The 25480-nt window shown below is 46.4% G+C and carries 19 protein-coding genes; 17 read left to right on the top strand and 2 right to left on the bottom strand.

From position 1 onward, the window contains the following. The first annotated feature begins 5 nt into the window (after positions 1 to 5). The 4 genes from ACYVD4_RS30630 to ACYVD4_RS30615 all read left to right on the top strand — a co-directional run bounded on the left by ACYVD4_RS30630 (position 6) and on the right by ACYVD4_RS30615 (position 5284). Positions 6 to 467 (top strand): GPW/gp25 family protein, encoded by a 462-nt coding sequence (locus tag ACYVD4_RS30630; protein WP_460952111.1) that lies wholly within the window; start codon positions 6 to 8, stop codon positions 465 to 467. A gap of 5 nt (positions 468 to 472) precedes the next feature. Continuing rightward, positions 473 to 2389 (top strand): type VI secretion system baseplate subunit TssF, encoded by a 1917-nt coding sequence (locus ACYVD4_RS30625; protein WP_460952110.1) that lies wholly within the window; start codon positions 473 to 475, stop codon positions 2387 to 2389. After that, positions 2386 to 3405, top strand: coding sequence for a type VI secretion system baseplate subunit TssG (locus tag ACYVD4_RS30620; RefSeq protein ID WP_460952108.1), 1020 nt, complete (start codon positions 2386 to 2388; stop codon positions 3403 to 3405). The genes ACYVD4_RS30625 and ACYVD4_RS30620 overlap by 4 nt, the downstream gene beginning before the upstream one ends. Positions 3406 to 3607: 202 nt before the next feature. Then, positions 3608 to 5284: a hypothetical protein gene (locus ACYVD4_RS30615; protein ID WP_460952106.1), complete on the top strand. Its 1677-nt coding sequence runs from the start codon at positions 3608 to 3610 to the stop codon at positions 5282 to 5284. Positions 5285 to 5325: 41 nt separating this feature from the next. Here the strand turns inward: ACYVD4_RS30615 and ACYVD4_RS30610 are convergent, their stop codons facing one another. Together ACYVD4_RS30610 and ACYVD4_RS30605 are read right to left on the bottom strand one after the other, a co-directional pair. Continuing rightward, positions 5326 to 6162, bottom strand: a complete 837-nt coding sequence (locus ACYVD4_RS30610) for a hypothetical protein (protein ID WP_460952105.1) — start codon at positions 6160 to 6162, stop codon at positions 5326 to 5328. Between the two features lie 49 nt (positions 6163 to 6211). Then, positions 6212 to 7471, bottom strand: a complete 1260-nt coding sequence (locus ACYVD4_RS30605) for a hypothetical protein (RefSeq protein ID WP_460952103.1) — start codon at positions 7469 to 7471, stop codon at positions 6212 to 6214. Positions 7472 to 7805: 334 nt separating this feature from the next. Here ACYVD4_RS30605 and ACYVD4_RS30600 point away from each other — a divergent pair, with 334 nt between their 5' ends. The 13 genes from ACYVD4_RS30600 to ACYVD4_RS30540 all read left to right on the top strand — a co-directional run bounded on the left by ACYVD4_RS30600 (position 7806) and on the right by ACYVD4_RS30540 (position 25450). Continuing rightward, entirely contained in the window at positions 7806 to 8549 is a 744-nt protein-coding gene (locus ACYVD4_RS30600) for an FHA domain-containing protein (RefSeq protein WP_460952101.1), read from the top strand. 55 nt (positions 8550 to 8604) lie between these two features. Beyond that, complete coding sequence (locus ACYVD4_RS30595; RefSeq protein WP_460952100.1) at positions 8605 to 9423, top strand: hypothetical protein; 819 nt, start codon at positions 8605 to 8607, stop codon at positions 9421 to 9423. 81 nt (positions 9424 to 9504) lie between these two features. Then, complete coding sequence (locus ACYVD4_RS30590; protein WP_460952099.1) at positions 9505 to 10119, top strand: FHA domain-containing protein; 615 nt, start codon at positions 9505 to 9507, stop codon at positions 10117 to 10119. 50 nt (positions 10120 to 10169) lie between these two features. Further along, on the top strand, positions 10170 to 11936 hold the full coding sequence (locus tag ACYVD4_RS30585) for a PP2C family protein-serine/threonine phosphatase (RefSeq protein ID WP_460952097.1): 1767 nt from the start codon (positions 10170 to 10172) through the stop codon (positions 11934 to 11936). Beyond that, positions 11933 to 12775 carry a caspase family protein gene (locus ACYVD4_RS30580; protein WP_460952096.1) on the top strand — a complete coding sequence of 281 codons (843 nt, stop codon included), beginning with the start codon at positions 11933 to 11935 and terminating at the stop codon, positions 12773 to 12775. Before ACYVD4_RS30585 ends, ACYVD4_RS30580 begins: the two co-directional genes overlap by 4 nt. A 31-nt stretch (positions 12776 to 12806) precedes the next feature. Further along, positions 12807 to 14726 carry a protein kinase domain-containing protein gene (locus ACYVD4_RS30575; protein ID WP_460952095.1) on the top strand — a complete coding sequence of 640 codons (1920 nt, stop codon included), beginning with the start codon at positions 12807 to 12809 and terminating at the stop codon, positions 14724 to 14726. A gap of 310 nt (positions 14727 to 15036) precedes the next feature. After that, positions 15037 to 15645: a hypothetical protein gene (locus ACYVD4_RS30570; RefSeq protein WP_460952093.1), complete on the top strand. Its 609-nt coding sequence runs from the start codon at positions 15037 to 15039 to the stop codon at positions 15643 to 15645. A 59-nt stretch (positions 15646 to 15704) separates the two neighbouring features. Beyond that, positions 15705 to 16457 carry a hypothetical protein gene (locus ACYVD4_RS30565; protein WP_460952091.1) on the top strand — a complete coding sequence of 251 codons (753 nt, stop codon included), beginning with the start codon at positions 15705 to 15707 and terminating at the stop codon, positions 16455 to 16457. Between the two features lie 13 nt (positions 16458 to 16470). Beyond that, complete coding sequence (locus tag ACYVD4_RS30560; RefSeq protein ID WP_460952089.1) at positions 16471 to 17634, top strand: hypothetical protein; 1164 nt, start codon at positions 16471 to 16473, stop codon at positions 17632 to 17634. A gap of 6 nt (positions 17635 to 17640) precedes the next feature. Further along, positions 17641 to 18942, top strand: coding sequence for an OmpA family protein (locus ACYVD4_RS30555; protein ID WP_460952088.1), 1302 nt, complete (start codon positions 17641 to 17643; stop codon positions 18940 to 18942). Then, on the top strand, positions 18939 to 19862 hold the full coding sequence (locus ACYVD4_RS30550) for a hypothetical protein (RefSeq protein ID WP_460952086.1): 924 nt from the start codon (positions 18939 to 18941) through the stop codon (positions 19860 to 19862). The genes ACYVD4_RS30555 and ACYVD4_RS30550 overlap by 4 nt, the downstream gene beginning before the upstream one ends. Before the next feature lie 6 nt (positions 19863 to 19868). Further along, positions 19869 to 21611, top strand: a complete 1743-nt coding sequence (locus ACYVD4_RS30545) for a hypothetical protein (RefSeq protein WP_460952084.1) — start codon at positions 19869 to 19871, stop codon at positions 21609 to 21611. 29 nt (positions 21612 to 21640) lie between these two features. Beyond that, positions 21641 to 25450, top strand: a complete 3810-nt coding sequence (locus ACYVD4_RS30540; RefSeq protein ID WP_460952083.1) for an Ig-like domain-containing protein — start codon at positions 21641 to 21643, stop codon at positions 25448 to 25450. Positions 25451 to 25480: the final 30 nt, after the last annotated feature.

Raw genomic sequence — 25480 nt, 5'->3', positions numbered from 1 at the left:
ATCCTATGCCCGACGATTACTACTGCCTTCCGCTACGTCTCGACCTGCTTGTGCGCGGGTCTGACCTAAGCCAGCAGCCTTTGCTTGCCCGTGAAGTGACCTGCGATCTTCAGGAATCGATTCATAATCACGTTTATCTGATCATTACAACCAAATTTAAAGAAGCGAGGTTTGATCCGTTGTTTGGCTGCACGATTTGGGACGATGATTTTCAGATGGGCAACGATTCTGCCAACAACGGCTTCTGGACCGACCGGGTAAAAACCTCCGTGCGAGAAGCCGTCAGACGTTATGAAAAACGACTCGAACGTATCAATGTGGAAGTCGATTTAGACCGGGCAAGCGGTACCGATGCGCATAAGCGACTGTTAGTGGTTGTAACCGCCGAAATTCGAAAATCGAATCACCAGCCGTTTGAGTTCAGACACGAGTTAATGATTGCACCTTTTGTTAATAAACGGCCTTAATACGTATGGACCCACTTAATCCATCTGCTTTTTCACGCGAAGAAGTTCGGCGTCGGATGACGCAAACGGCAGCGGCTACCTGGCAAATGCGTGTTAAAGACGTCGAATCGGCCGATCCGCTGGTTGGTTATCTGATGGACGCCTGTGCGTATGAATTCGAGAATACGTCGAAAGCCATAGAAGCTACCCGCCAGCAAATTATTGACCGGCTGGCCAGCGTGATGTGCCCAGAGGTCATCGATTTGCCCCGTCCGGCTCACGCAATTTTTCATGGGCGTTCGGAAGACCCGCTACTCCACCTACCCCAAACAGCCCAATTTTTCTATCGCCATCCGGGTCAGACTATTGACGATAAGCTCGTTGACGTATTTTTCTCTCCTGTTATCAATACGCAGTTGGTCAACGGCGACATTCGTTATATGCTCTCTGAGCAAGGGCTCGTGCAGTTTCGCGGACGAGATCGCCTTACGTTAGAAAAACGCGCCCAAACAACTCAATACACCGATTATCAGTCAGTCTGGTTAGGTATCGATTTAGATAACCGTGTACCATCGCTGGCAAATCTGTCGGTTTACTTCGACTGGGAAAACGAACCCGAACGTGTTAAGGCAACGTATTACCGAAAGTTACATGACCCCGCACAGTCGCAGTGGTTTCTAAATGGTCAGCCTATACCATTCGTAGCTGGGTTGCGTCCTTTTAAGCCTACTGAACCTGATTATCCGGTCATTAATCAGAGATTGGCTGAGCAACTCGACGTATTGAATCAGTTAGAGGATGAAGTACTGGTGAACTACAGCCACCGATTCGTTACGTTCGGCGAAGTTCCCGATCGTGGTGAAATCGATTATAGTGCTCATTCGTATCCGGCAGCTTTCGACTTTCCTCAACAGTGGCAGCAAAAGTATTTTCAGGAAAAACTGGTCTGGCTTGAGCTTCGTTTGGGCCGCGATTTTCCACCGGCAGCATTAGGGCGAATGGAAATTCGGCTAAACTGCTTCCCGATTATGAATCGCCACCTTAACGAAACGATTCAGCGACTTCAACAATCACTAAACGTATATCCATTACTGTCGGCCGAAGAGTTTTTGTTTATTCGTCGGGTATACGATGCCGAAACCAACGATCTTTTCCGTTCGTCACCGCTACGTAATGCTGAAGAATTGGCCGAAAATACGTTTATGTGGCGACCTCACGGAGTAGGGCGTTTTGATAGCCGTAATGCGCGCGAAATTCTCCTCTACGTTCAGCAGATGCTTCTGGAAGAAAGTCGGGCTTTCTCGGCTTTAGGGTCTGGCCTGTTTGCGCAAACGATTGAGAACCTGAACAAAAACGTAAATGAACTGGATCATCGGCTACAAAACAATCAGCAACAGGGATTTAAAGTAGGGCACCCTTATATTTTTGTGCGCCCCCGCCGACAGGATACTAATATTCATGTCGAATTCTGGAGCACGAACGGAAAGCAGGGCAACAACATCATTGCGGGTACAAGGCTGGCCGTTTATGACAAACGTTTTTTCATGCGCGATGAGAAAGACGAACTCTTTCTGGTAACCACTACAGCGGGTGGACGTGATAAGCCCAGCATTCTGGATAAAGAGCAACAGCTTCGGCAGGCATTGCTCACCCGCCAGCGATTAGTAACGCTGGAAGACATCAGAGCCGAATGTAAAGCGTATTTCTTTGGGCGGCTGGGCGAAATTCCGGTCGACGTAACGGTTGAAAAGAATTTTGCCGAAGGGCTTATTGAAGGGGCAGGTTACGTCCGATGCCTCGATGTGATTATCAGTCCGTTATCACGAACAACCCTCAGTACAGCGGAGTGGGATGCCGAATGCGAACGTTGTCGGCAACATCTGGCGAACCGCTCGGCCATGAATTTACCTTATCGGGTTCGTGTAAATCCGCAACTCATATGACGCTCAAAGAATATGAAAGCGAAATAGATGGCCTGACTAAACAGGTCGACGTTCGGTTAGAAGTCATTCTGGCAGAGTTATATAGTAGTGGCCTTGACCCTCGGCATGACGTATTGATTCATCCGGCCAGTCTGTTTTCCCGTTCTTACCGACGTGATGTTGGACAGGTAAAAATTGGCCCACCCGATTGCCTTGAAAAATCAAATGACGAGGAAATTGAACCCAAAAACATTACGTTACGTCCCGACGATGAACGTGATTTTCTAAATATTGAAGTACACCGCGATGGCCTATATGATTACCTGCCCGAAGGTCTTTTTCACCAGCCTACTACGTTAGGCCGCGACCAGCAGGAAGTTTTTGCCGATTTCGACGAGCAAGCCCGGCGGGTTCGGGCGGCCCGCCGTTTTTTTCAGCCAATTGAGCAGGAATTCTACCTACAGCGTTTGCTGATGGAGCTGGAATCCAGAAAATACCAGCTAACTGAAGATAATTTACGTCGATATGGTGGTGGCGAAATTTTGCGTGAATTCTGGGCCATTCCCGACGATTTACTCGATGTAAGGCAGCTCGTCAATTTACTTCATATGCTCCCTATAGCTCACCTTATCACCAACGATAGTGAGCTGGTCATTAGCAGTTTGGAATTAATTCTGGGCGTACCGATAGAAATGCGCACCTTACCCCCGCTTACGTTCGAGATTACACTTGCCGATGGTGACAAACCTGCTCCAAATGAATTGAGTCGGGCCGAATTAGGCAATTTTTCGCTGGGCGGTGTTTATCAGGACACGATGCCTGCCATTGAATTACGAATTGGGCCGTTAACTTCCGAACAACTTACCGATTTTCTGGCCGGAGGGCGTAGCCGAAAAATTCTGGACTTACTAACAGGCTATTTTTTACCGACAGAATCAGACATAATTGAATATTTAATTGCTACCGATGATAATCAATTTTTGGTCTTATCAGATGATCAGCCAACGAGCGTATTAGGCTGGGCTTCTTACATTTAACATCTTTGATTCTCAATGTCCCATTTTTCAACGATAAATAGGTTTGTAAAAACTACCGCTTACGAAACTTGCAAGATTCCTCAGTTAAGTCTTTCTGTAATTTACGTACTTGCACTACGTAACTGTATCATTAATTACTAATTATCCACCCATTTCATTCGCTTTTTACACTCGTTAGTGGAGTGGGGGGACTCTATGAGCTATGTTCATTCGAACTTTACTATTCCTCTCGCTTTTCCTCTCTATTATCATCTCTGTACAAGCTCAAGTAGATCTAGAAAAGGCCGCTCAAGTTGTGGCGAATCACCTTGGTCCGGTTAAGACCGGAAAGGGGCAGTATACTCAGCAACTTGCCGCTTCAAAAATGCCTTATCGGATGACTTTTACCGTGACCTATGCCGATGAAAAAGGCAAAGCTCACGATGAAATTTATCACCTCAACGTAGCAGATTTAGAGGCTGCTTCAATTACATCAAAGCCTGTTAGAGATGTTATAACTATAACGATAGGCACAAGATTGAGTCGTAATTTCATACGCTTCACTGAAAATGGGCAGCCGGGTAATTTTACGAATAAACTGATTTTGTATGCCGAAAATCCCGGCGAAGCAAAGGAGTTAATCGAAGGCATACGTCAGTTAGCAGCCGCTGGCAAAAATTACCAGCCAACTAAATTACCTGAAGATTATAAGGGACTTATTCAATTCATAAAAGGTAATATAGGCAGCGAAACAATAGGCAATACAGGGTTTGAACAATCATTGGAAATTAATGAGCAGAATCCGTTATTAATTACTTTCAACCAGAATAAAGAAGGTAATAGTGATGATAAGTTTATCGTTAATACGGCTGATCTAAACGTAAATGATCTTCGTTTAGAAGCATCGGGTAAGTATCTTCAACTGACAGTAGTAACCCGTAATCGAGATAGGCTAGTCCGTTATCTGCGAACAGGCAAACCGGCAGACCTGGTAACTGGTTTTGACATTATCAGTACAGACCCCGATCGGCTTCGGTCTATTGAAGCCGCGTTTCGAAAGCTCATCCCTCTGGCGGTAAAACAATTGGAGACTCAACGTCCGGCCATGCAAACAATGGCAGAGATTCAAAAAGTTGTAACTGCCGGAGTTCGTTCTACAATTGAAGCTCGCGACAACTCGAACCAACGTATTGAATTTAATTGTGAATGTGTTCTCTCTCAATCCTGGGCAAACAGAAGCTCACAAACTGAAGATGTGTATCGGTTTAGCTTAGACGATCTGGCTGAGCATCAATCAAAACTATCAACCTTAAACGGCCTGCACATTTTATCACTAAGCACGGGAAGTAGAAGCTTGATCAAGGTCACTAAAAATCAAGTACCTCAGAGTTACGTATCAAATGTCAATATTTACGCGTACGATCTGGAAACAATTCGTTTTTTACCCCAGGCTTTTTCTAAAGCAATTCAATTGTGCCGGCAAGCGCGAAAAAATCCAATGCCCGTAAATTCGACAATAGCTACGTTATCCTGGCTATCGAATCAGATGCCCTCTTTGCAACAAGGTAATTCTGAGATAAAAACAACGCTTGAACCTGTCGAATCCAATAATGCATGCCTGTTACGATTCTCCGAAAAAACATCAGGCCGAAAAACATCAGAAACACAGTACGAAATTCCATTAAAGGCACTAAACGTAGGCGGGGTAGAGACGAGTGTCAACGGTTCTAGCGTATTCGTTATTATGTATACGACCGGTAGACAACGAATGATAAAAATGGTAAGAGATGGGAAACCGGGCGACTATACAAACAACATACGAATTCAATTTGATGATGTTGAAAAGGCGCGTTACGTAGCAGACGGCTTTCGGCATTTAATTCGGCACTGCACGAATTGATCTATGAACAAAAACGGGCTGGTTGATGAAACTAGCCCGTTTTACTGTAATCGGCTTATCTGCCGATCAATTTCCTGAATTTTATCGGAAGCCAGTTGCTGGATCGTGTAACTATTTCGGGCACTTTGCGAAATTTGCTGGAAGTTTAGCCGGGCGGCTGTGTATAACTGTCTGCGTTTCGAATTGTCGTTATACGCTTCCAGAATATCGGCCTGCGACTTTTTACAATTGGCGTCACTTATTTTCAGCATCCATTTCAGATTTTCAACTTCGGGATTTGGTTGCTGGCCACCACCACCACCTCCTCCTGCTGCCTGCTGCTTCGCCTGAGCCATCACCGTATTTAGCGTATTTATGTTATTCTGCAGGCCCTGTGCCTGCATTTTAAGCTGCGCATTTTCGCCCTGAAGCTGTTTCACGTAAGCACTCTGGTTTGTTGAACCGAGTACTTCTTTGCGTTTCTGAAGATAATTGCTACGTTCTGTAGTCATCTGAATCAGGTAATTACAGGCATTTTTGCGAATTCGATCGCGAGCACCTGTATACCCTTTCTTATTCATGAAGTCATTGATTTTCCGGCGAAAGTCGGTGTTACGTTGCTCAGCCTTCGCGATCCAGCTATTTTTTTGCTCAAACGAATCGGTTTCCTGAGGCATACTTGAATTTTCTTTTTCGGTTTCCAGCACGTACTGCTGAAGGGCATCCATATCTTTTGCCAATGCTTCCTGCTCAACAACCGCTTTCTGGCCTCCCCCCTTCGACGATCGTTTGGTGCCCATCCAATAAGCCAGAAACAGAGGCAACGCCAGTACTATAACATAAACGGCAATAAAATTGAATAACGAGGTGTTACGTTCGGATTTGTTTAACGGTTCCATGGTATGGTAAATGAATTGGTAAAGATTGTATAGTGAATAGTTTTTGAGATTATCGTCCTGTCATACGGGGGCGGTAGCCTCCTCCAACCGGCACATCCAACGGATTGGTTGGCATATCTTTCTTGTCGGTAACCACCGAGTCGTAGCGGATGTGTTTTTCCTGCGGTTGCTGCCCAATGTATTCCAATTGGGATAGCTGACGGAAAATTTTATAAATATCTTCCCAACAGGCAGTAATTACATCTAGATAAGGGCTAATGTCGGTATGGTCGTATGAAAAATTAATAACCTGCTCAATATCACGCGCCATTAACTGATCGGACGTAATACCCGTCCAATCCTGAAAATATTTCAGGGTTATGTCCCGCCCCATGCGCACGCTTCCGCTAAGTGCCGGATCATTGAGGCAATTAAGGGCCGTTTTGAATCGTCTGGTCGCCAACGTAATAGCCTGTAACCAGTGAATAGGCGGTTGTTCAAGCCCCGTAAAGCGGTATAGATTTAGTGAATCGTCAAGCCCAGCCGCCAGTTGTTCAGCCAAATCCCGAATCAGTTCTGCCAAGGGCCCTGCTTTTCTGGCCTGTTCAGTACCTCTTTTTTCGCAGACCTTATTCACGACTAAAAACGCATCGCGTTGTACCTCTGCTAGTAATTTATACGTATTATCGGCCCAGTTTCGCAGAGCAGAATGGCTGGTTATGGCTGCGCAAGCCGGAATATAATTATCATCATTCACCAATATTCCATACTTACAGATCAACTGGCCCACAATCAGGTGAAACGACTCAAACTGTTCCGATTTATAGTTCGATCTAGGGTCCATGTGCGCGTTGTACTGATGCCGGGGTACAATGCTGAATCGATACGTCGGTATAGTATAAGGCGGACGCGGAGGTAGTTCGTTAGCAGATGGCATACCATGCGCCTTACGCGCAAAAAGATCGACCGACAGAACAACCAGAAAATGAAGTTCGTCGGCCATCGGTATGTTGTATTTTGTCAGAATATCCTGCAAGCTGGTTGCCAGCTCAACCTGACTATTGACCAATTCTATGCGACAACCAGCGCCGGTAACTGCCCGACAATTAGTGAGTTGAAGCCGCACATTCTGGCTTTGATCGATAATAACCTGAAGATTAAAATCTGGCTGCTCGGAAGGTAATAAACCGTAATTATATGTTGTTAGCCCTGACGCCATGCTATCGCGCAGGTGGTCGCTAACGAAATGTTCGAAATCCGTAAAATGCTTGCGGGAGATTTTCATCCCATCAACCCAGTTTACGGGATAATATTCGAGTTTAGGTAACATGATTTATCGAATTAGCGTGGAGTAGCTCGTAGACGAGTGATATTCTGCGAAAAACGTAATTTTTTCAACACCCATTGCTATACAAAGCTATAAATTTTTATGGTTACCAATTCGATAGCTCATTCAACAGACCGTAACCATTTTTCGCGTCTCCAAGCCATAATATACCGTTCACGAAAAAGACATGGCCAAACGAAGAGTATAGGTACTCTTCGAAAATTATTCAACTACATCGTTTTACTTTTTTGCAAAAAAAACGCATTTTGCATAGCCCTTAGTAAATCAGAATAAGAGCGTATCTGTCTGATTGAGCGAATGTTCCATCCATACCGAAATGAGTGATAATCTAACTTTTACTATTGGTCGTTCAGCAGACAATCACCTGATTGTTGACCAACCGGGAGTTAGTCGACAGCATGCCCGTGTTACGTTTATTACTGACAGCGAGGTGATGCTGGAAGACATTAAATCGACCAACGGCACATTTGTAGATGGTCGACGGATTTCTCGTACTATTATAAACCCACAAAGCCGGATCATTTTTGGTCATAGTGAACCTATTGACCCGCAACAGATATTCAATCTTAAGTATAGTGCCTTGGCTGTTCCTGTCGGCACTCGGCGCGCTGGCAACCAGCCGCCACCCCGTCATTCCGCTACACCACCAGTTATGGAGCAGTCGGTGGCCCCATTATCTCCTCCAGCCGACCCACTTGATTGCCGGGAAAAGTTCAAACGATTAGCCAATCTTCACGAAACGTACACCGAAACCCGCGAAAATATTCAAATCAACGGACCTAAACGCCAGGGTTGGGTACGGGCCGTTTTAGCGTTAGTTCCTCTTTCGGGTTTCTTCTTCGGTAAAGAAGGAATCATTTTTGGGGTAATTGGTGGAGTCGTCGGCCAAATTGTGGCAGTTGAGCTGTTTAATCCAACGAAAAAGCTGTTGCAACTCGACAAAGAGTTTAAACGGGACTACGTATGCCCATCGTGCGGTACGTTTCTAGGCAATATTCCTTATTCCGATTTAGTACGTCGTCGGCAATGCCGGGAGTGCAAAGCTAAATGGGCCGATTAGTATAATCCTATTCGTTTATAAATCAGTCTTCTCTCCTTAAACCATTTTATCAATTATGGCAACTTATGACGCTTATGACCCCTACGATGGGGCTACACAGTATCAATCCAATCAACAGCAAAATCAACCCCAACAGCCTTCTCAACAGGCCGAAGAATCAGACGATACGTCGGGAAAATCGTTGAATAGTGATCAGAAAAAAGCCATTGTAGCCGCTGGCGTTGGTACTGCAGCTTTGGGTGCTGCGGCTTATGGGCTCAGTATGCTTGAAGATAGCGAGAATAGCGAACTGGCTGATGGCGAAGGTGACGGCAGCGATGATAATGATAATAATCTAAAAAGTAGTCTGGCCAATCAGAATACCATTCCGGCTCCTACACCAACTCCTGCCACTCCCCCTGCACTTCCGGTTGATCCAACGGCAGGTTTGACGGGCTTCGATAAGGCATTTGCCGAAGCCCGAGCAGCTTTCGGAGCAGGACATACATTCCAATATGAAGGACAGACCTATAACACGTTTACCAAAGAGGAAGAGTTAAGTCTGACTCCAGAACAACGTAACGAGTTTCTGGCCTCTAACAATCTCGGGGGGTCGGGCAGTCATGGACACCATGAGTCAGGTACGGCATTAGCATCTAATGATGCAAGCGTATCAATCGATGGCGATCCACACGTGCGGCTTGCCAGCCATGATGCATCGGTATCGGTTATGCACGACGACGCAGGAAGCGTTTCGCTCGACAATGACTTGCATCACGATCATAACGTAGCATCGCTCGACGATCATGCGCATGATCATAACGACAACACACACGATCTTCATGACCCAGGGCACGATTTCGATAATCATGCCGATGTGAGTGATTTCACGTAGTAGTCAACGAGCAGACCCTGATGCAATATGGGTCTGCTCATTTTTTGTCTGCTTATTTTCTGATTACGTACCACCGAGCCTATGAATCCTCCATCGTTGCGGATCGTTTGCGGCAATCCTAAATGCCGTGCTCCGCTTCTGATACAAAACCCACAAAAACTAAGAGAAGCCAAATGTCCGGCCTGTGGCTATCTGAATCCGATACCAGAAGAAGAAGCTCCTACGCAGGTACAGACCCGAATGCCTACCGAAATGGGTTGGCTCATTGTGAAAGATGAACAAACAGAAACTCAAACGTTCGTCTTGCAAATGGGTACTAATACAATTGGCCGGCAGTCGAACCTGTCGCCGTCAACACACATGATTGTCACCAACGACGAATTCATGAGTCGGCCACATTGCACTATCACGGTAAAAATCGGTCCTGATGGCAATGTAGCGTATTTGCTGCAGGATGGAGCCACCCGGCAGGATGGAAGCTGGAAGTATAGTACAAATGGCACGTATTTGAATGGCGAAGAGCCACGACTCTCAGAATTCGACAGCCTCTATCTGAACGATGGCGACGTTATTCAGATTGGCATTACAAAGCTGGTTTTAAAAACAATTCAACTTTCTCAATCGCTTCAGCGGGCGCATCGGCAGGTTGAAGATATGGATTACGGACGAACTGTTATTGGCTTTAAAAGGCCATAAAATAAGGCGCTACCCAACTTATTTGCTCATTAGCTATCTGCACTACCCGAATGGAAGTAACCATCAACCAACCCTTAGGCTTTTCGGAACTCGGAAGCCGCTCCAATAACGAAGACACCTTATTTCCTGACCCGACCGTAGCCACTACCCAACAGCGGTGGTTTATGGTTTGTGACGGTGTGGGCGGTTCTGAACGTGGTGAAGTGGCTAGTAATCTGGCGGCAACGGAGTTCGACCATTTTTTTCGGCAGAATCCGGCTGTTACCATTACCGAAGCTTATATTCAGAAGGCGCTCCATTACGTTCAGGATCGGTTCGATGACTACGTAGCGGCTAATCCACAGGCCGAAAGCATGGGCACTACGTTGACCCTGGTTTATGTGCATGATAACGGAATTACGGTAGCCCACCTCGGCGATAGTCGCGTATACCTGATACGTAACGGCGAAATCATCTGGCGTACCGACGACCACTCGTATGTAAACGAACTGGTAAAAGCAGGTGTCTTAAGCTCCGAAGAAGCTCGTAAGCATCCGCAACGTAACGTCATTACCAGAGCCATTCAAAGTAGCGACAAACGGGCACAGGCCGATGTTCAATTACTCAATGACTTAAGGCCGGGCGATTATCTTTTCATGTGTACGGATGGGGTGCTGGAACGTATCAGCGATGAGTTATTGGAAAAAACGCTCGGCAGCGATGACAGCAACAGTGAGAAAATGAGCACTTTACACGTCTGTAGCTATGGTCAGACCCGCGATAATTTCACGGCGTATCTGATTCAGGTTGCTACCGTTACGGGTAAAGTAGCTTCATCGGCCAAGGTTGCCCTACCCGTTTACGAACGCCCGGAATCCGATGACGAAGACGATGCCGTAACGTTGATTGGGGTACCCCGACCCGAATCGGTTCCCAGCTACGTTACAACGAATCAATCCAATGAAATACCTCCTCGTCGGGAGCCAACTCCACAGGTTGTCGAAAATCGCCCGGTTGTTGAGCCAAAACCAGCTTACACTCCCCAACCCGTTGCGAAATCAACGTCACCAACTCGCTGGCTTCCCTGGGTGCTGGTGACATTATTACTCGGAGCAGGTAGTCTTGTGCTTTGGTATCGTTATCGGGATGTGCTGGAGAAACCCGCTGATAAGCCAGTAGCCGTACAAGCTCCTGCTAAAACAGTTGAAAGCAGCCAGCCCGCTGCTACGTCGCCCATCGCCGAAACAGAAAGTCAGGCAAGTGAAACAAGTACGTCCGATGCGAATACATCTCCCTCAGAAACGTCTTCAGATAATAAGTCTGACGAAAGCAAAAAGGAGCCTGATAACAAGAAAAACAAACCGACTAAGGGAGAATTAAAGGTGATTCTAAAAAAAGAAAACCTCAAACTGGAAGTTACCAGCGATGAAGAAGGACAGCGTGGGCTTCGCTGGATAGGTGGCAAAGAAATTTTTGAACCTCAGTTTCAGAAAATATATATCAACGACTTTAAATGGGGCCTAATTCCCGTCGATAGCAAGGGCAATAAGAAGTACATCAGCCAGCAGGGTCGTATTTATGATAAGATAGGAAGCCCCAGCCAGAAATGTGGCCGTATTTCTGCACGTCGAGACAACACGTGGGCCTATCTGAACCTGAATGGGAATGAAATTGTAAAGGCCGGTCAGTATACAGAAGCCAAGGCATTCGACGAAAAAACCTGTACGGCCGAAGTAAAAGATCAGAACGGAAAACCGTTCAGAATCGATATTCGTGGGCAGCGTCAAAATGAAACGGCTCCTGCTCAGGCAGATAAACCCACTCAATCCACTCAATGATTTTTTCTTTACTTCTGCTTGCCTACTGGTTACTACCAAATTTTACTCAGAACGCCGAACCCCAGCAAACGTTTGCCGTTATCATCGGTATTTCCGATTACAAATTAGGGGAGCCCGGAAAAGGAGATTTAACTTACTCAGGCAACGATGCCGAAGGTATTTGCGAACTATTGGAGAGCTCGATATGCGGAAGCGTACCGGCCGAAAACATTCGATTTCTTAACGACCGAAATGCCTCTCTTGCCAACATCAGACAGGCACTAACTATTTTCAAGCGAGCTACCCCCAACGATCGGATTATTTTCTTTTTCTCAGGTCATGGCGATAAAGGCAAATTTTTACCATACGATGCCTATACAACAGGGCCGGGGTTTGTTTTGCAGCATAAAGAGATAAAAGATGCCTTTCGGAATTCGGTGGCTGGTACTAAAATATTGCTGGCCGATGCCTGTATGTCGGGTAGCATTACGGATCAACGTGTATATACTCATTCATTGCACGACAACGAATCGGCTGTCATAGCACTGGACACGACAACGCTCCAGCATCATGAACAAAATAACACCAACGTAGTGATTCTAATGTCCTCCTATTCAGACGCAAAATCACAGGAAATAAGTAAGCTTCGACAAAGCGCGTTTACGTATTTCTTAATCAGAGGTGCTCAGGGATCTGCCGACAAAAATCGGGATGGAATTGTAACTATAAAAGAACTTCATTACTACGTATCATTGAACGTACAACGCATTACAAGACAACCTGACGGAAGAATCGACCAAATTCCGAAGGTGACTGGCCGATTCGATGAAAATCTGGCATTTACCCGCCTGAATCCATAAACAACATTATCCACCAGACATATAACCTTCTATGATTGGCAACAAACTTTTCGACTACGAAATCACTCGCAAGGTAAAAGCGGGCGGCATGGGTGTGGTCTACGAAGCACGACGCGTTTGGGGCAAACGTGAACGGGTGGCCGTCAAATTCCTCCTCGAACAACTCCGCGATGACGAAAACATTCGCCGGCGATTTATCCGCGAAGCCGAAATTCTGGAGATGCTCAATCACCCACGTATCGTCCGAATATTAGGGCTTGATCCTGAGCGTGATGCGTTTGTGATGGAGTTTATTGAAGGTAAGACTTTATCTGAGCACATACGAGTCAAATCAGAACTATACCAGCAACCACAGCTCGCCGTCGAGATGTTCGCCAAACTGCTCGACGCCTTCGATTATGCACACCATGTAGTGATTGAAATTGGCTCTCGACGCGAACAGGGTGTGGTTCATCGGGATATTAAGCCCAGCAATATTATTATTGAGCCCGATGGAAGCCCGAAAATTCTTGATTTTGGCATCTCCCGAATATCAACCTTCGAGAGTACGCTGACCGACCCCAAATTGCAGATGGGTTCAGTGGCCTACATGAGCCCCGAGCAAATTGTGAATCCGGCAGGTGTTGACTGGCGTAGTGATATTTATGCGCTGGGTGTAACGCTTTGGGAATTGTTTTCGGGCCGGAACCCATACCCACACGTAACGAATTTCGACGTAGTGATTCAGGTGCAAAATAGCATACGTAACGAGCCATTACCTTCATTAGCGAATTTGCTTACCGATGTAGAGCCTGAGAAAAAAGCATTTCTGGAGCGAATTGACCTAGTAATTGCCAAAGCCACCCGAAAAGATCCATCGGAACGGTATGAGCGTTGTAACGATATGCGTGCCGATCTGCTTACTACGCTTAACCCAGCGCAAAGACCCGCTACAGGTGCTCCGGCAGAGCCAGTTTCCAAGCCAGCAGAACCGAGTCATTTTTCTCCGTTACAGGCAGAAGCCGCCGAAACATTTAACCCAGAACCAGCCAGTTCAGACCTGCAAAATGAATCGGCCACACGTGTGCAGTCGTTCGATCCAATCTGGGAACAGCCGGCAGCCCAAATTCCAGTTGTCGACGGTAAGGTTCCGTTAACTCCCGATGGCTCACTACGTCCGGTAACTGATCCGGCAACTCCTGACGACGAAACTAAACGCCCATCAAAAGTTAAGAATCTGATTGCCTACGTAGCAATTGGTGTGGCTATTATATTAGGTGCTTTTTTATGGTGGTCGCAACGCGATTCGGGCAAAACCACAGCAGGTGCTTCCTCTACAACCGGAGAAGCTATCACAGATTCCAGTGCTGCAACATCAACCGCCGATTCCTGTAACGAGGTTGGTCGTCAGTATTTTGTTGGCGACAATGGCAAGGCTAAAGACTTCACACAAGCACTTTACTGGTATAAGAAATCGGCAGATTTGGGCAATGCTGCCGGGCAAAGTGCTTTAGGATCTATGTATCAGAATGGTCTGGGGGTCGATCAGGATTACAAAGCAGCAATGAACTGGTTTACCAAATCCGCTGATCAGGGAAACCCACAAGGCCAGAACAACTTGGGAGTTATGTATTACAATGGCTGGGGTGTTTCTAAAGATTTGGCACAGGCGTTACGTTGGTTTAAGGCCTCTGCCGATCAGGGCAACGCCGATGCGCAGGTTAATCTGGGAGTTATGTATGAACAAGGGGAGGGTGTGGCTCAGAACAGTGCCGAAGCACTCAAATTATATATTATGGCCGCCAATCAGGGATTAGCACTCGGTCAATATTATACAGGTGTAACCTATCAATATGGTGCTTCGGGAATTAAACAGAATACTGCCAAAGCCATTCAATGGTATAAGCTGGCCGCCCGGCAAGGAAACCAAAATGCGCAGAATGAATTAAAGCAACTGGGGCAATCTTGGTAAAACAATTTTTACAACCAATAATCAATATTCATATACTTTTTATTAACAAATTAAGTGTACCACAAATCAAGACGGCTCTCAACATAAGCGTTGAGAGCCGTTAACGTAAACAGGGGTGCCAAAGTTTGAAAAAATGGCAGGACTCCATTATTAATTATTTACTATTCAGTATCTTGCATAAATATTCGTTTCCAGGCTTGGCAGCTACTTAGTTTTGCCGATAACTAAAAATGAATGTTTTCTGGATAAATAGCTTATAGAAGTTGTTGGCTATTTTACCGAAATTACATCCACACTTTTGTTTACAACTATGAAATTGTCAATACACACTGTATTGCTATTGGGTGGGTTGTTTCTTGTTAGCCCACTTGTACTGGCACAGGATGACCGGACATTTCAGGCATATACCAAGCAGGCAAAACGCTACGAAAGCCAGAAAGATTACAAGCAGGCCATAGCAGCTTATCGGAAAGCAAAGCCTTACGCAACTCCCGACGCCAGCAAATCAATCGACCAATCAATTGACTATTTAAACGAGCTTATTCAGCAGGAACAATTGGTTCTTGAAGGATTATCGAATCAGGTCGAGCGAAAAATTGCAAAACTGAACGGCCCCTCTAATCGGCGACGTTTTAAGGATGATTTAGAAAAGCTCCAACAACAGGAAGATGCCACGAAAGCCGATTACCAGCAATTGCTAAATCGGATTGACGCTACCCGACAAGTAGAGATTGTTGTAGAAAATCGCCCGCCTGTTACACCAACCGTAGTTAAGCCAACAGCCACAGCCCGCACTACGCCCAAGCCTAATCGCCCACCACCCAAAACAGTTACCAGTAGCTTACCCGGTAGCACGCACAAGGGAAGTCAGGATCTAAAAACGGCTAAATCGGCCGATGCCTTACGCCCTAAGCAATAGAATTATACGTAGTGCTCTGCTCTCAAATACACTAGACCATCGTTTAACCTTACCACCGTATGCGCCCATTTCTCTACCTATTCCTGTTGCTAACGCTAACCAATTGCAGCAAACGAGTACTGGTCCGATTTAAGCAACCAGATGCTGAGATTAAATCATCGGAATCACTAGCCCAAGTTATGCTGGTGAACAAAGCACCTAAAATTGTGCTTCGGGTTCCGGAAACGCACAAAGGTATTACCACCGATCAGGCTGCCGACAAAAAGCGAGCCCGTGATCCTCGCAAGTCTACTACTCAAAAGCAGGAGAGCTTCTACGATAACAACCTACTTTATAATGCCATCGAGAAAGAGCTTTTCAACCAGAATTTCAGCGTACGAGATCGGGCATTATTCAATGAAGTGATCGATAAAGCGAGTAGTGTCGATTATTCAAAGTTAAATGGCCTGACGAATACAGATCTGATTCTGGAATTAATAAATATGAATCACGAAGTTGTCTACAGAACCAACCAGTGTTTTCAGGTAGGGAAAAATGGAAAAGAAAAGCTTATTCTTCTGCCCAACGAATTTTCCCGGTTAGGTGCGTCAGTCGAATACCGACTGGTTTATGTTAAAACCAACGAGGTAGTAGGCAGCTACAAATTTCAATACACCCCTTGTGTATCTGGCTGCGAATATGAGTATAAAGGCGGGCGTCTCTACCCAATTGTGAAACGCACTAAAATTGGCCCTTACGAAGCCGTTGAACCCGATGTGCTTGAGCAATTTATAACTCATGCAACCAAACAGCTAGTTGATGCCATGCGTTAACCTACACGAACCAATGAAAAAACTTTCTCTGATCTTTACTATCCATATCATTGCCTGTTTGCTGGCAATCAGCCCATTGTTTGGGCAGGATAATCCCAATGTAATCTATTTTTCTGAAGGTGATCCGGCAGTTGATACACGTATCGTTGACCTCACGTCCGATAAAGTCGTTGTGAGGGCCGATGGCGGTAGAGATAAACCCTTTAGCCGGTCTCGAGTTGTGCTGGCTTTTAATCAGAAAGGCAACTTTCTGGTAATTGCCGAGCTTTCGCCCGATCTGACACAGGCCAAACAACAGCTACAGACTTTTCTAGATGCACCTGCCCGTAAAGATGGAAACGACTACCTGATTAAAGCGTCGCCGTTATCGGTCGTGCTGGGAAAGATTTCGTATGATGGCGACGTCATCAATTATAAAACTCCCCAAGGCAATTCGGCAACGATTAATAAGAACGAACTGATTGCTGTATTGTACCGAGACGGCCGACATGTACTGCTCAAACCAGTCAATGAAGCCGCTCCGTTACTGGCCGAACTCCGCCCTGATATTGAAAACGGTGGCAAACCGGTTACTGCATCAAAACCTGTAGCTGCCGACACCACCGCAACTTCTCCAGCTCCGGCAACCCTAACCGAATCTGACAAAAACAACTCGGGGAGTGGCAATAAAATGACGCTGACCGAGGAAGAAAAGGAAACGTATCGTCAGAAATCGCTGGCTCGTGTCGATGAGTTCGTTAACTACATCAATGTCATTACCGACAAAAACAGCAGTAACGACGAAAAAGATCGCGCTATTGAACAGGCGCTACGTCTGTTTATCAAAGGCTCGACAATTGAAGTTACGTCGTCGGCACGGACAGGTTCACGTACGTACCGTGTCGATGAATATTTAAATCGCCTGAAACGCCTTCCTTATCTGTATACCAAGGTAGAATGGGCTGATACTCAATTTGTGCAGGATTTAACCCAAATGCCTGATGGTACGTATGAGGGCACAATCAGCGGGCAGCAGCGTTTTACGGGCTATAACGCCAACGGTCAAACGAAGTATAGCGACGTAACACAGAAAGACGTTCGGGTAAAGCTCGACTCTTATCAGAAAATTATCGACGGCACATCTAATCTCAGATGGCAAACCATGTTAGGCAATGTTAGTGTAAGTTCTCAACGATAGAGCTTTATGAGCACGCGCGTCACAATGTTCTTCTGGCTGGCAATTGGTCTAATCTGTAGTCTGAACCAGACTCGAGCAGCGGCACCTTGCATTCGCCTGATGGGTATTGTACACGATTATGTTAGCCATCGTCCGCTGAAAGCTCAGCTTTTTGTCGAAACACAGCGAGGTCGTTTTAATCTGGGAATGAGTGCCGACGAAACTGGGCGTTTTAGCATTGAGATAACCTGCCCTGTAAAAGCCATTATTGTTGAGAAAGATGGGTATCGCTCTCAAAAGCTCCTGCTAAACGTAGGATCAACGTCGACGGATAAACCGATTGGTGTCGTCATTCCACTGGTAGCCAACGACCAGCCGGGTTTCAACAAACCGTATTCCCAGACCGAACAGACACATTTTGTTCAGAAAAATAATAATGAAGCCAGCATCCGGCCTCAACACAATACGTTCACGATTCGGGATGCGCTAACCAACCAGTTTCTGGAGGCCAAAATATGCCTTTTCTATACTAAGACCGACGCCAAAAACTGTTTCGATACCAATAAAGCAGGCCAGTTCAAGATCGACTTTACCGAAAAAGACATTGTTGCTATTGAGATTGATGCGCCCGGCTATGCTACGTATAAGGGAATACAGGTTGTCGAACAGGGCGATAGTCGTCAGTTTAAGCATGACGTTCGGCTTACCCGTGCATTAACGTTATTTTCTCTACAAATCGACGCAACAACTGGCTCCTGTGAGTTACGTCCTGAAGACCCCAAAAGTAAACCCATCAATTTACGGCCTATTCCGGGCTTGTCGAGAACATTGGTAGCGTATGATTTATTACCGCAAGCCTATACACTAGTAATCACAGATCAGCAGAATGCTTTACGGGAACAACGTAGCATTCAGATTCAACCAGGGCTCAATTTTGCCTCATCTTCTGCAACAGTCAATGCCTCAGCAACGCCATCCGATACGCCCATGAGCCGCCCCGATTCAGCTCTTCGGTTCACACAGGGTAGCTATGATTTACTCCCCGACTCACAAACGCTATTGAGCCAGATGGCCACCTACTTAATTCAAAATAATGACATAAATGTTCGTGTGATGGGGCATACGGATAAGGAAGGCAACGAAACACTAAACAAAAATCTATCGGAGTTGCGGGCAAAAGTGGTGGCCAGTTTTCTGGAACGTCGGGGCGTAGCAGATAATCGAATAACTATTGAAGGTCTGGGAAGCAGTTACCCCATTGCGCCAAGTGATACCGAGGAGAATAAAGCGAAAAACAGGCGCGTCGTTATTAAATTCTTAAGTAAATGAAACGAATACGTACTGGTATACTATACCATATCCACATCATACCAATCCTGATTTTGGCGGCTGGCTTCTGGGCCTGTCATGAAGAACCCAGCCTGCCCAATACGCTTATACCACCAAGTTGCTACGTTGGTCGATTAGACTTTGTTGATACAACCAGCCGGTATTCAGCAACTTATACGTACGATTCATTTGGTAACCGTACTGGCAGCGTCGACGAGCTAACCAAAGAAACCCGCACCTACAAATTAGACACCGAGCGGCAGTACGTGCTGAGCCAGGATGTGAACGGCACAGCCTTAACGTACCAATACGATGAAGCCGTTTCGCCTAAACGTATCAGCAAAATTACCGGCGGCTCCTTCAGCTACGAATACACCTACGAAGGCTCGGGATTACAACTAAAAACGTTTGCCAGCAAAGAAGGAAATACCACTAAGACCTACACGTTTACTGGCGGTAAGTTAACCGGTTTGGCAGTGAATCCGGCCAGTGCTACGTACGAAATTAAGGACGAGAAAATCTCAAAAATCACAGACACTCAGGGCAACGTAACGAATTTAACCTATACTTCTGGCCAGATTACGCAGGCCGAATATGTGTATACTTCTGGCTTACGCAGACTTGTTACGTATACTTACGACGACAAATTCTTTTACGCCAATTCCGGGTTGTATGTCCGAGGGTTTCCGCGTATGACAGACACGGGCCAGCCCGGTCCCGGCCTCAACGACATTGGTTATCCTTTTCAGAAAAACAATTTCAAAACAGTTACGACGAAGGTTTTTCGGGGAACCACAGAAATCTCTTCGCAAACGCTCGTTTACCAGCATCAATACAACCAGGTAGGTTATTCACTTGGCTTTGCCCGTAGTGATGGCGCCAGAGCCCGTTTTTTTTACGCCAACTGTCCTAACAACTAACCAGTCATGACTAAGAAAGCACAATTTCTCTTCAGGATATGGCTGACAATTAGCACGTTGTCGATTTGGCAACCCAGTTGGGGGCAGGATCAAAAAGCCATAACAGACAAAGACCGGGGCAATATTAAATTTGCCGCCCGTACTAAACTAAAGGCGCTGAACACTGAACTACTCAACGCTCTAACCGACCCTAACATGGATCGACTGGATGTTGATGAACTCATCAAAACTAGTTACGAACCTGGCCCCAATCAGATTTTCGATAACAGTTCAGTGATCATTGAAGATGACATTGACCCTAATCATATCTCACACGAAAAAACGTCCGATTCGCCCGTTGCCAAGTACCTCAACGATCTCTACCTTTTTTACCCAAAACGGGCTAATTCGAAAGATCAGCCGACTATTATTTTTTCCAATCTGCAGGATTCTGACGTTCAGCAATCGGGCAATATGATGTATCTGAAGATCTTCTTTCGCTCTGATTTTAAAGGCCAGCACACAAAAATTGATAAACCCTATCAGCCTGCCGAACGGGTAGCCGAGATGAAGGTTACCAAGGTCAATAACAAGTGGACGGTCTTCATCACCCGATTAGCCTTTGCTCGTCCGGGCGAAGGGCTGATTCCTCTTGCCGAAGGTGATGGAAAGCCAACAATTCCGACAAACCTTACCATCAGTGGCCCAGAAGTAGTTTTCCAACAGCCTGATGATCGTCAAAATGTTACGTTAAAATTTAATAAGGTCTGGCTGGAAGTCACAAAATCCGAAACGTCTGAATTGCCAACGGGTTTTTATAAACGCCAAGATAAAGCCTACGTCTACGACCGATTAAACAGCATTGAATTTGAAAAGAACAATACCCGATTCGTCTTCCACAAAGGGCAGAACTTCAAAGCCTATGAACGTCAACTTTCCGAAAAGGAATTAGCCGCCAAAGCTCGAAAAGATTCACTGGCTCGTGTGGCAGCCATGCCAAAGCCAGTTGTGAAGCCCCCCGTTGTGGCTCAGAAGCCGAAAGAAGAACCTAAGACAAACACAACACCAACGCCCACTGTAGCTCAAGCGCAAATACGTACCGACAGTGCTAAGATTGCAGCCAATAAGCCAGCGGTTACTCAAACCAAAAACCAGAAAAAATCAGAAAAACAACCTAATGTAAAAACTACATTACCCGATACGGCGGGCCGTATCGCTGTAACGACCATTAAACCGAGAGAAGAACTGAAACAGGAGCTATCTACTCCTGCAAGTGTTCCTGACGTATCTGTTATTAGTCCAAAAACAGATACGTCAAGTATTGCCCTCAAAGCCCCCGAGGTTGCCAAACCAAAGCCCCAATCCTCCGTTCTTACTCCGCCTAAATCACGTACCGTTAGCCCGGCACTAGCTCAATCTCTAAGCGCAGCCGCACAAAAAGAGAAAGCGCGCTTACGTACTATGGGCTGGCTGCAGATTGTAGCGGGAGTGGCAGGTTTGGCAGGGAGTTACATGGGCTATTCGGCTATCAAAAAAGATTACGATGTCTACAGGGCGAACGTAGACAAACTCAATGTGGAATACAATAGCTGGCTCGACGTTGCTCGCCAGCCAGCCGGTCCAGCCATGGAAACGATGTCGCTAACCAGCTACGGGAAGCCTGGAATTTACGGAGCCTACGCAGGTGGTGTTGTCAGCGTGGGAGCACTCATCAATGGCATACGATCATTAGGGAAAGCAGGAAAAATAAAACCTAAGCCTGCCCGATAACCAACCTCAAAACTATCTGCATTAACACTATGAAACCTGTTCGTTATCAACTATCCATTGTCTTACTACTGCTTTCGATAGCAGGTAGAGCACTAGCCCAAAGTGTTCCAACTACGGTTCCAACAGCGGTTAGTCCCGGCTCGGTGTGTCCTGGTGGAACCATTACGATATCGGCCAACGTAACAGATGATGGCAGGCAGGCAGTTGCTCATGCCGGTGATCCGGCTGGTTATTATTGGATTAGCTATTACAATGCTTCAACTAACGCTGTTGTAAAAGCTTTTCAGAACTACAACGATCTATACGTAGGTACGCCTACTGTAAGAACGGCTGGCACTCATACGGCTAGTAATAGAATTACAGGGCCAGCCGTAGTACCTAATGACTTGCCAGCCGGGACGTATTACATCCGAATCTTTATTGGCGACAGTGACGCTCAACGGAAAGGTAATGCCAGCAACAGTCCAACGTTTACAGTAAATGCAGCCCCTACAGCTACTATATCAGGTGGGGCAACTGTAAATTATGGTTCCCCGGTTCAGGTACGAATAGCTTTCACGGGAACAGGTCCCTGGTCATTTAACTATCGAAACGGGACTAGTTCGTCAGCAGGGTTTGCTGCGGTTACTACGTCAACAAATCCTTATATTATTACGTTATCCGCAACTGGTGATTATACCTATGATGCCGATGATATTACAGACTTTAAAAATAGCTGCGGTAACGGCAGTATATCAGGAAGCGCAAGCATAAAAGTAAATGCGTTAAAATTGACAACAACCAGCGTAAACCCTAAAACTGGTGGTTTTTGTCCTAACCGAGATCCGATTGTGGTGAATTTCTCAGTCGTTGGTTCGGCTCCTTCTGGCACTACATATACGGTACTCATTTCTGATCAAGGTGGCAATTTCAAAGCGCCCAATTCCAGCAGAGAAAAAGATGGGAATATAATTGGCACAGGTTCATCAAGTCCGATTACCTGCACAATTGATCGCCCCCTTTCTTCATACGATGCGGGCGGTTATCGAGTAAAAGTTATCTCTAATAGTGCTGCTGTTCAGGATGATGGCTCGTCAGTAGCCGTCCAGCTATCCCGCCCTGCCAAGCCTACCGTAAAAGATATCGCCTATTGCCAAAGCGAAACCAAACCATTTCAGGTTGAAGGACAGAATTTATTTTGGTACGGTATTTATTACAATAGCACAACCGATAACCGTACTGCCTGGGATAAACGAGATACACCACCATCGCCGACAAATCCTGGCTATTATATCTACGAAGTAGCTCAGCAAGTGGATGGTTGCTTTAGTGGTGTTGTGACGTTCAGAGTCGACGTAACTGGCAAATCAAATCCGCCTAGTGTTTCTAACGTCGAATACTGTCAGGGTGAAGCTCCCAAACCATTAAGCGCTGGAGGACAGAGTCTCCAATGGTATGATGGCAATGGAAATTCGATTAGCGGAACCCCTACCCCCCCTATGAATTCGGTTGGGACACTGGTTTATAAAGTATCACAACTCGAAGGTTCTAACTGTCGTAGTGACCAGGCAACTATTACTGTAACTATAAAAAGTATTCCCACGGCCCCTACTTTTACAAATCCTGATCCACTTTGTCAGGGAGGAAACTCAAAGGCTTTATCGGCCAGCGGGCAGAATCTGCAATGGTACGATGCCAGTAACAATCCTATTAGTGGCGCACCGTCTCCTCCAACTACTGGAATTACTCCTTTAACGTATCAGGTTACCCAAACAGTTAGTGGCTGCACCAGTCCGAAAGCATCTATCACTCAAACGTTTAACGCTGCCGCTGCTGCACCAACTGTAACACCCGCCAGCTATTGTGTTGGCTATACAGCCGAACCGCTCAGCGCCCGAGCGCAGGCACAAAATCCCAAATGGTACTTAGATGGTGTCGAAGTGCCAGCCTCTACGGTACCACCAACAACAGAAGCCAAAGTAATTACGTATAAGGTAACACAGGCCGTGAGTGGAAATAACTGCCCTAGTCTGCCCGTCGACGTAAAAATCTCCATTTTAAATTCTCCAACTGCCCCCAGCGTTCAAGATTTGGGTTTATGTTTGAGAACAGCTCCCTCTGTTACGTTAGATAAACGGGTTACGGCCGAAAATGCAACCCTGAAATGGTATGATGCGCAGACGGGAGGAACGGGTTCAACAACCGTGCCCGTGCCCGATGTGAATACCGTCGGTACTAAAACGTATTACGTTGCCCAAACCAACGCAGGTAACTGCGAAGGTCCGCGAGCAGCATTGAAAGTGACCATATACGATATTCCAGCCGCTCCCACTGTTGGTACGGCCCCTCTGGCAGTTTGTGAACAAGCTCAGCAACCCGTTGGTCCATTTACCGCTACCGGTGCTAACCTGCGCTGGACGTCTGTCGATTTACCAACTGGCGCTAACCAACCGCCAACAACCAGCCCTACGGCAAAACCGGGCAACTTTACGGTGGCCGTTACGCAGACGGTAAACGGTTGCCCAAGTTTGCCTACGCTTATTACACAAGTAATCAACCCCGCTCCTGCCAAGCCAACCGCAACTGATTTTACGCTGTGCCTACGCGATGCAGACAAGGCGCTATCGGCCACGGCTCTTTCGGGAAATACGTTACGTTGGTACACCCAGGATTCCCCCGGCGGAACAGCATCAGCCACCGCTCCTATTATCAAAGCCGACAACGTAAAACAGGAAAAGTACTACGTCAGTCAGGTCGACAGTAAAAGTTGCGAAAGTTTACAACGTCAGGTTATACAGGTAACCGTTTCGGCGGCACCCGGTGCCCCTACGGTAAGAGCGTCGCAACTGGTCTGCTTAAATACAACACCGGTAGCCCTTACGGCAGGAGGAGCCACGGGCACCGCCCTGATCTGGAAGGGGACCGAGATAACCGACACAACCAAAGCTCCTACCCCATCGACCGCCACTACCCGAACATACAATTATACCGTAACTCAGAAATTAGGCAGTTGCATCAGCCCAGCCAGCACCATTACGTATACCATTTTACCATTACCCGATAAACCGACTGTAGCCGCTGTAGTGCGGAGTTGTCTGGGCCAGCCTTCGGTTACGTTATCGGCTACGGTTACCGGAAGTAATACGCCTAAATGGTATGCCAGCGAAGCCGATGCCAAAGACAAGAAAAATGCGCAGACTCGCGTAACCATAGCAACCGACAAACCCTCGGCAACCACTTGGTTTGTTACGCAAAGCGATGTAAATGGCTGCGAAAGCACCTATTCGCAGCAAAACGTATCGGTTAGTCAACAAGTGTCAGCGCAGGTGTATGGCGATGGGGCCGTGAATTTCTTCGATAGCACCGCCATTCGGATTCGTTTCGCCGGAGATGGCCCCTGGTACGTCAAATTCTGGGACGACACCGAACGGAATAATATTACCGAAAACCCCATTGTGAAGTGGGTCAATCTTAAGAACGTAACAACGCCAACGGTTACGTATACGCTAAAAGCGATTTCGGGAGCTTGTGGAGCAGGAGTCGTTCCGGCAGCTTATACTATTACCGTAAATCGGGTAATTACAGGCGTTGAGCCCAATAAACCTACTCTCTCGTTCGTAGCCTCGCCCAATCCGGTAACAAACACGCTACGTATCGAATGGTCTGCTACGTCTAAAAAGGCCGTAACGCTACGTGCATTATCGGCTACGGGACACGTAGTGTGGCAGCTCGACCGGATTGGCACAGGTAGTACCCAAACAGAATCATTGCCCGTAAATCATTGGTCGGCTGGCCTATATTTTCTACAACTCAAAAGTGATTCCGACGACGTAGTAGTACGTAAAGTGATCAAGCAATAGATTTACGGAACAAGCGTATCATCGCCTGTT

It is taken from the genome of Spirosoma daeguense (assembly GCF_054776875.1).
This window is presented reverse-complemented; position numbering and strand designations above follow the sequence as displayed.

Coding starts and splice junctions, on each gene's coding strand:
- ACYVD4_RS30610 (WP_460952105.1), bottom strand. CDS start 6,162: ATGGAACCGTTAAACAAATCCGAACGTAACACCTCGTTATTCAATTTT.
- ACYVD4_RS30625 (WP_460952110.1), top strand. CDS start 473: ATGGACCCACTTAATCCATCTGCTTTTTCACGCGAAGAAGTTCGGCGT.
- ACYVD4_RS30595 (WP_460952100.1), top strand. CDS start 8,605: ATGGCAACTTATGACGCTTATGACCCCTACGATGGGGCTACACAGTAT.
- ACYVD4_RS30550 (WP_460952086.1), top strand. CDS start 18,939: ATGAAACGAATACGTACTGGTATACTATACCATATCCACATCATACCA.
- ACYVD4_RS30585 (WP_460952097.1), top strand. CDS start 10,170: ATGGAAGTAACCATCAACCAACCCTTAGGCTTTTCGGAACTCGGAAGC.
- ACYVD4_RS30620 (WP_460952108.1), top strand. CDS start 2,386: ATGACGCTCAAAGAATATGAAAGCGAAATAGATGGCCTGACTAAACAG.
- ACYVD4_RS30590 (WP_460952099.1), top strand. CDS start 9,505: ATGAATCCTCCATCGTTGCGGATCGTTTGCGGCAATCCTAAATGCCGT.
- ACYVD4_RS30605 (WP_460952103.1), bottom strand. CDS start 7,471: ATGTTACCTAAACTCGAATATTATCCCGTAAACTGGGTTGATGGGATG.
- ACYVD4_RS30565 (WP_460952091.1), top strand. CDS start 15,705: ATGCGCCCATTTCTCTACCTATTCCTGTTGCTAACGCTAACCAATTGC.
- ACYVD4_RS30560 (WP_460952089.1), top strand. CDS start 16,471: ATGAAAAAACTTTCTCTGATCTTTACTATCCATATCATTGCCTGTTTG.
- ACYVD4_RS30615 (WP_460952106.1), top strand. CDS start 3,608: ATGTTCATTCGAACTTTACTATTCCTCTCGCTTTTCCTCTCTATTATC.
- ACYVD4_RS30575 (WP_460952095.1), top strand. CDS start 12,807: ATGATTGGCAACAAACTTTTCGACTACGAAATCACTCGCAAGGTAAAA.
- ACYVD4_RS30580 (WP_460952096.1), top strand. CDS start 11,933: ATGATTTTTTCTTTACTTCTGCTTGCCTACTGGTTACTACCAAATTTT.
- ACYVD4_RS30545 (WP_460952084.1), top strand. CDS start 19,869: ATGACTAAGAAAGCACAATTTCTCTTCAGGATATGGCTGACAATTAGC.
- ACYVD4_RS30540 (WP_460952083.1), top strand. CDS start 21,641: ATGAAACCTGTTCGTTATCAACTATCCATTGTCTTACTACTGCTTTCG.
- ACYVD4_RS30630 (WP_460952111.1), top strand. CDS start 6: ATGCCCGACGATTACTACTGCCTTCCGCTACGTCTCGACCTGCTTGTG.
- ACYVD4_RS30570 (WP_460952093.1), top strand. CDS start 15,037: ATGAAATTGTCAATACACACTGTATTGCTATTGGGTGGGTTGTTTCTT.
- ACYVD4_RS30600 (WP_460952101.1), top strand. CDS start 7,806: ATGAGTGATAATCTAACTTTTACTATTGGTCGTTCAGCAGACAATCAC.
- ACYVD4_RS30555 (WP_460952088.1), top strand. CDS start 17,641: ATGAGCACGCGCGTCACAATGTTCTTCTGGCTGGCAATTGGTCTAATC.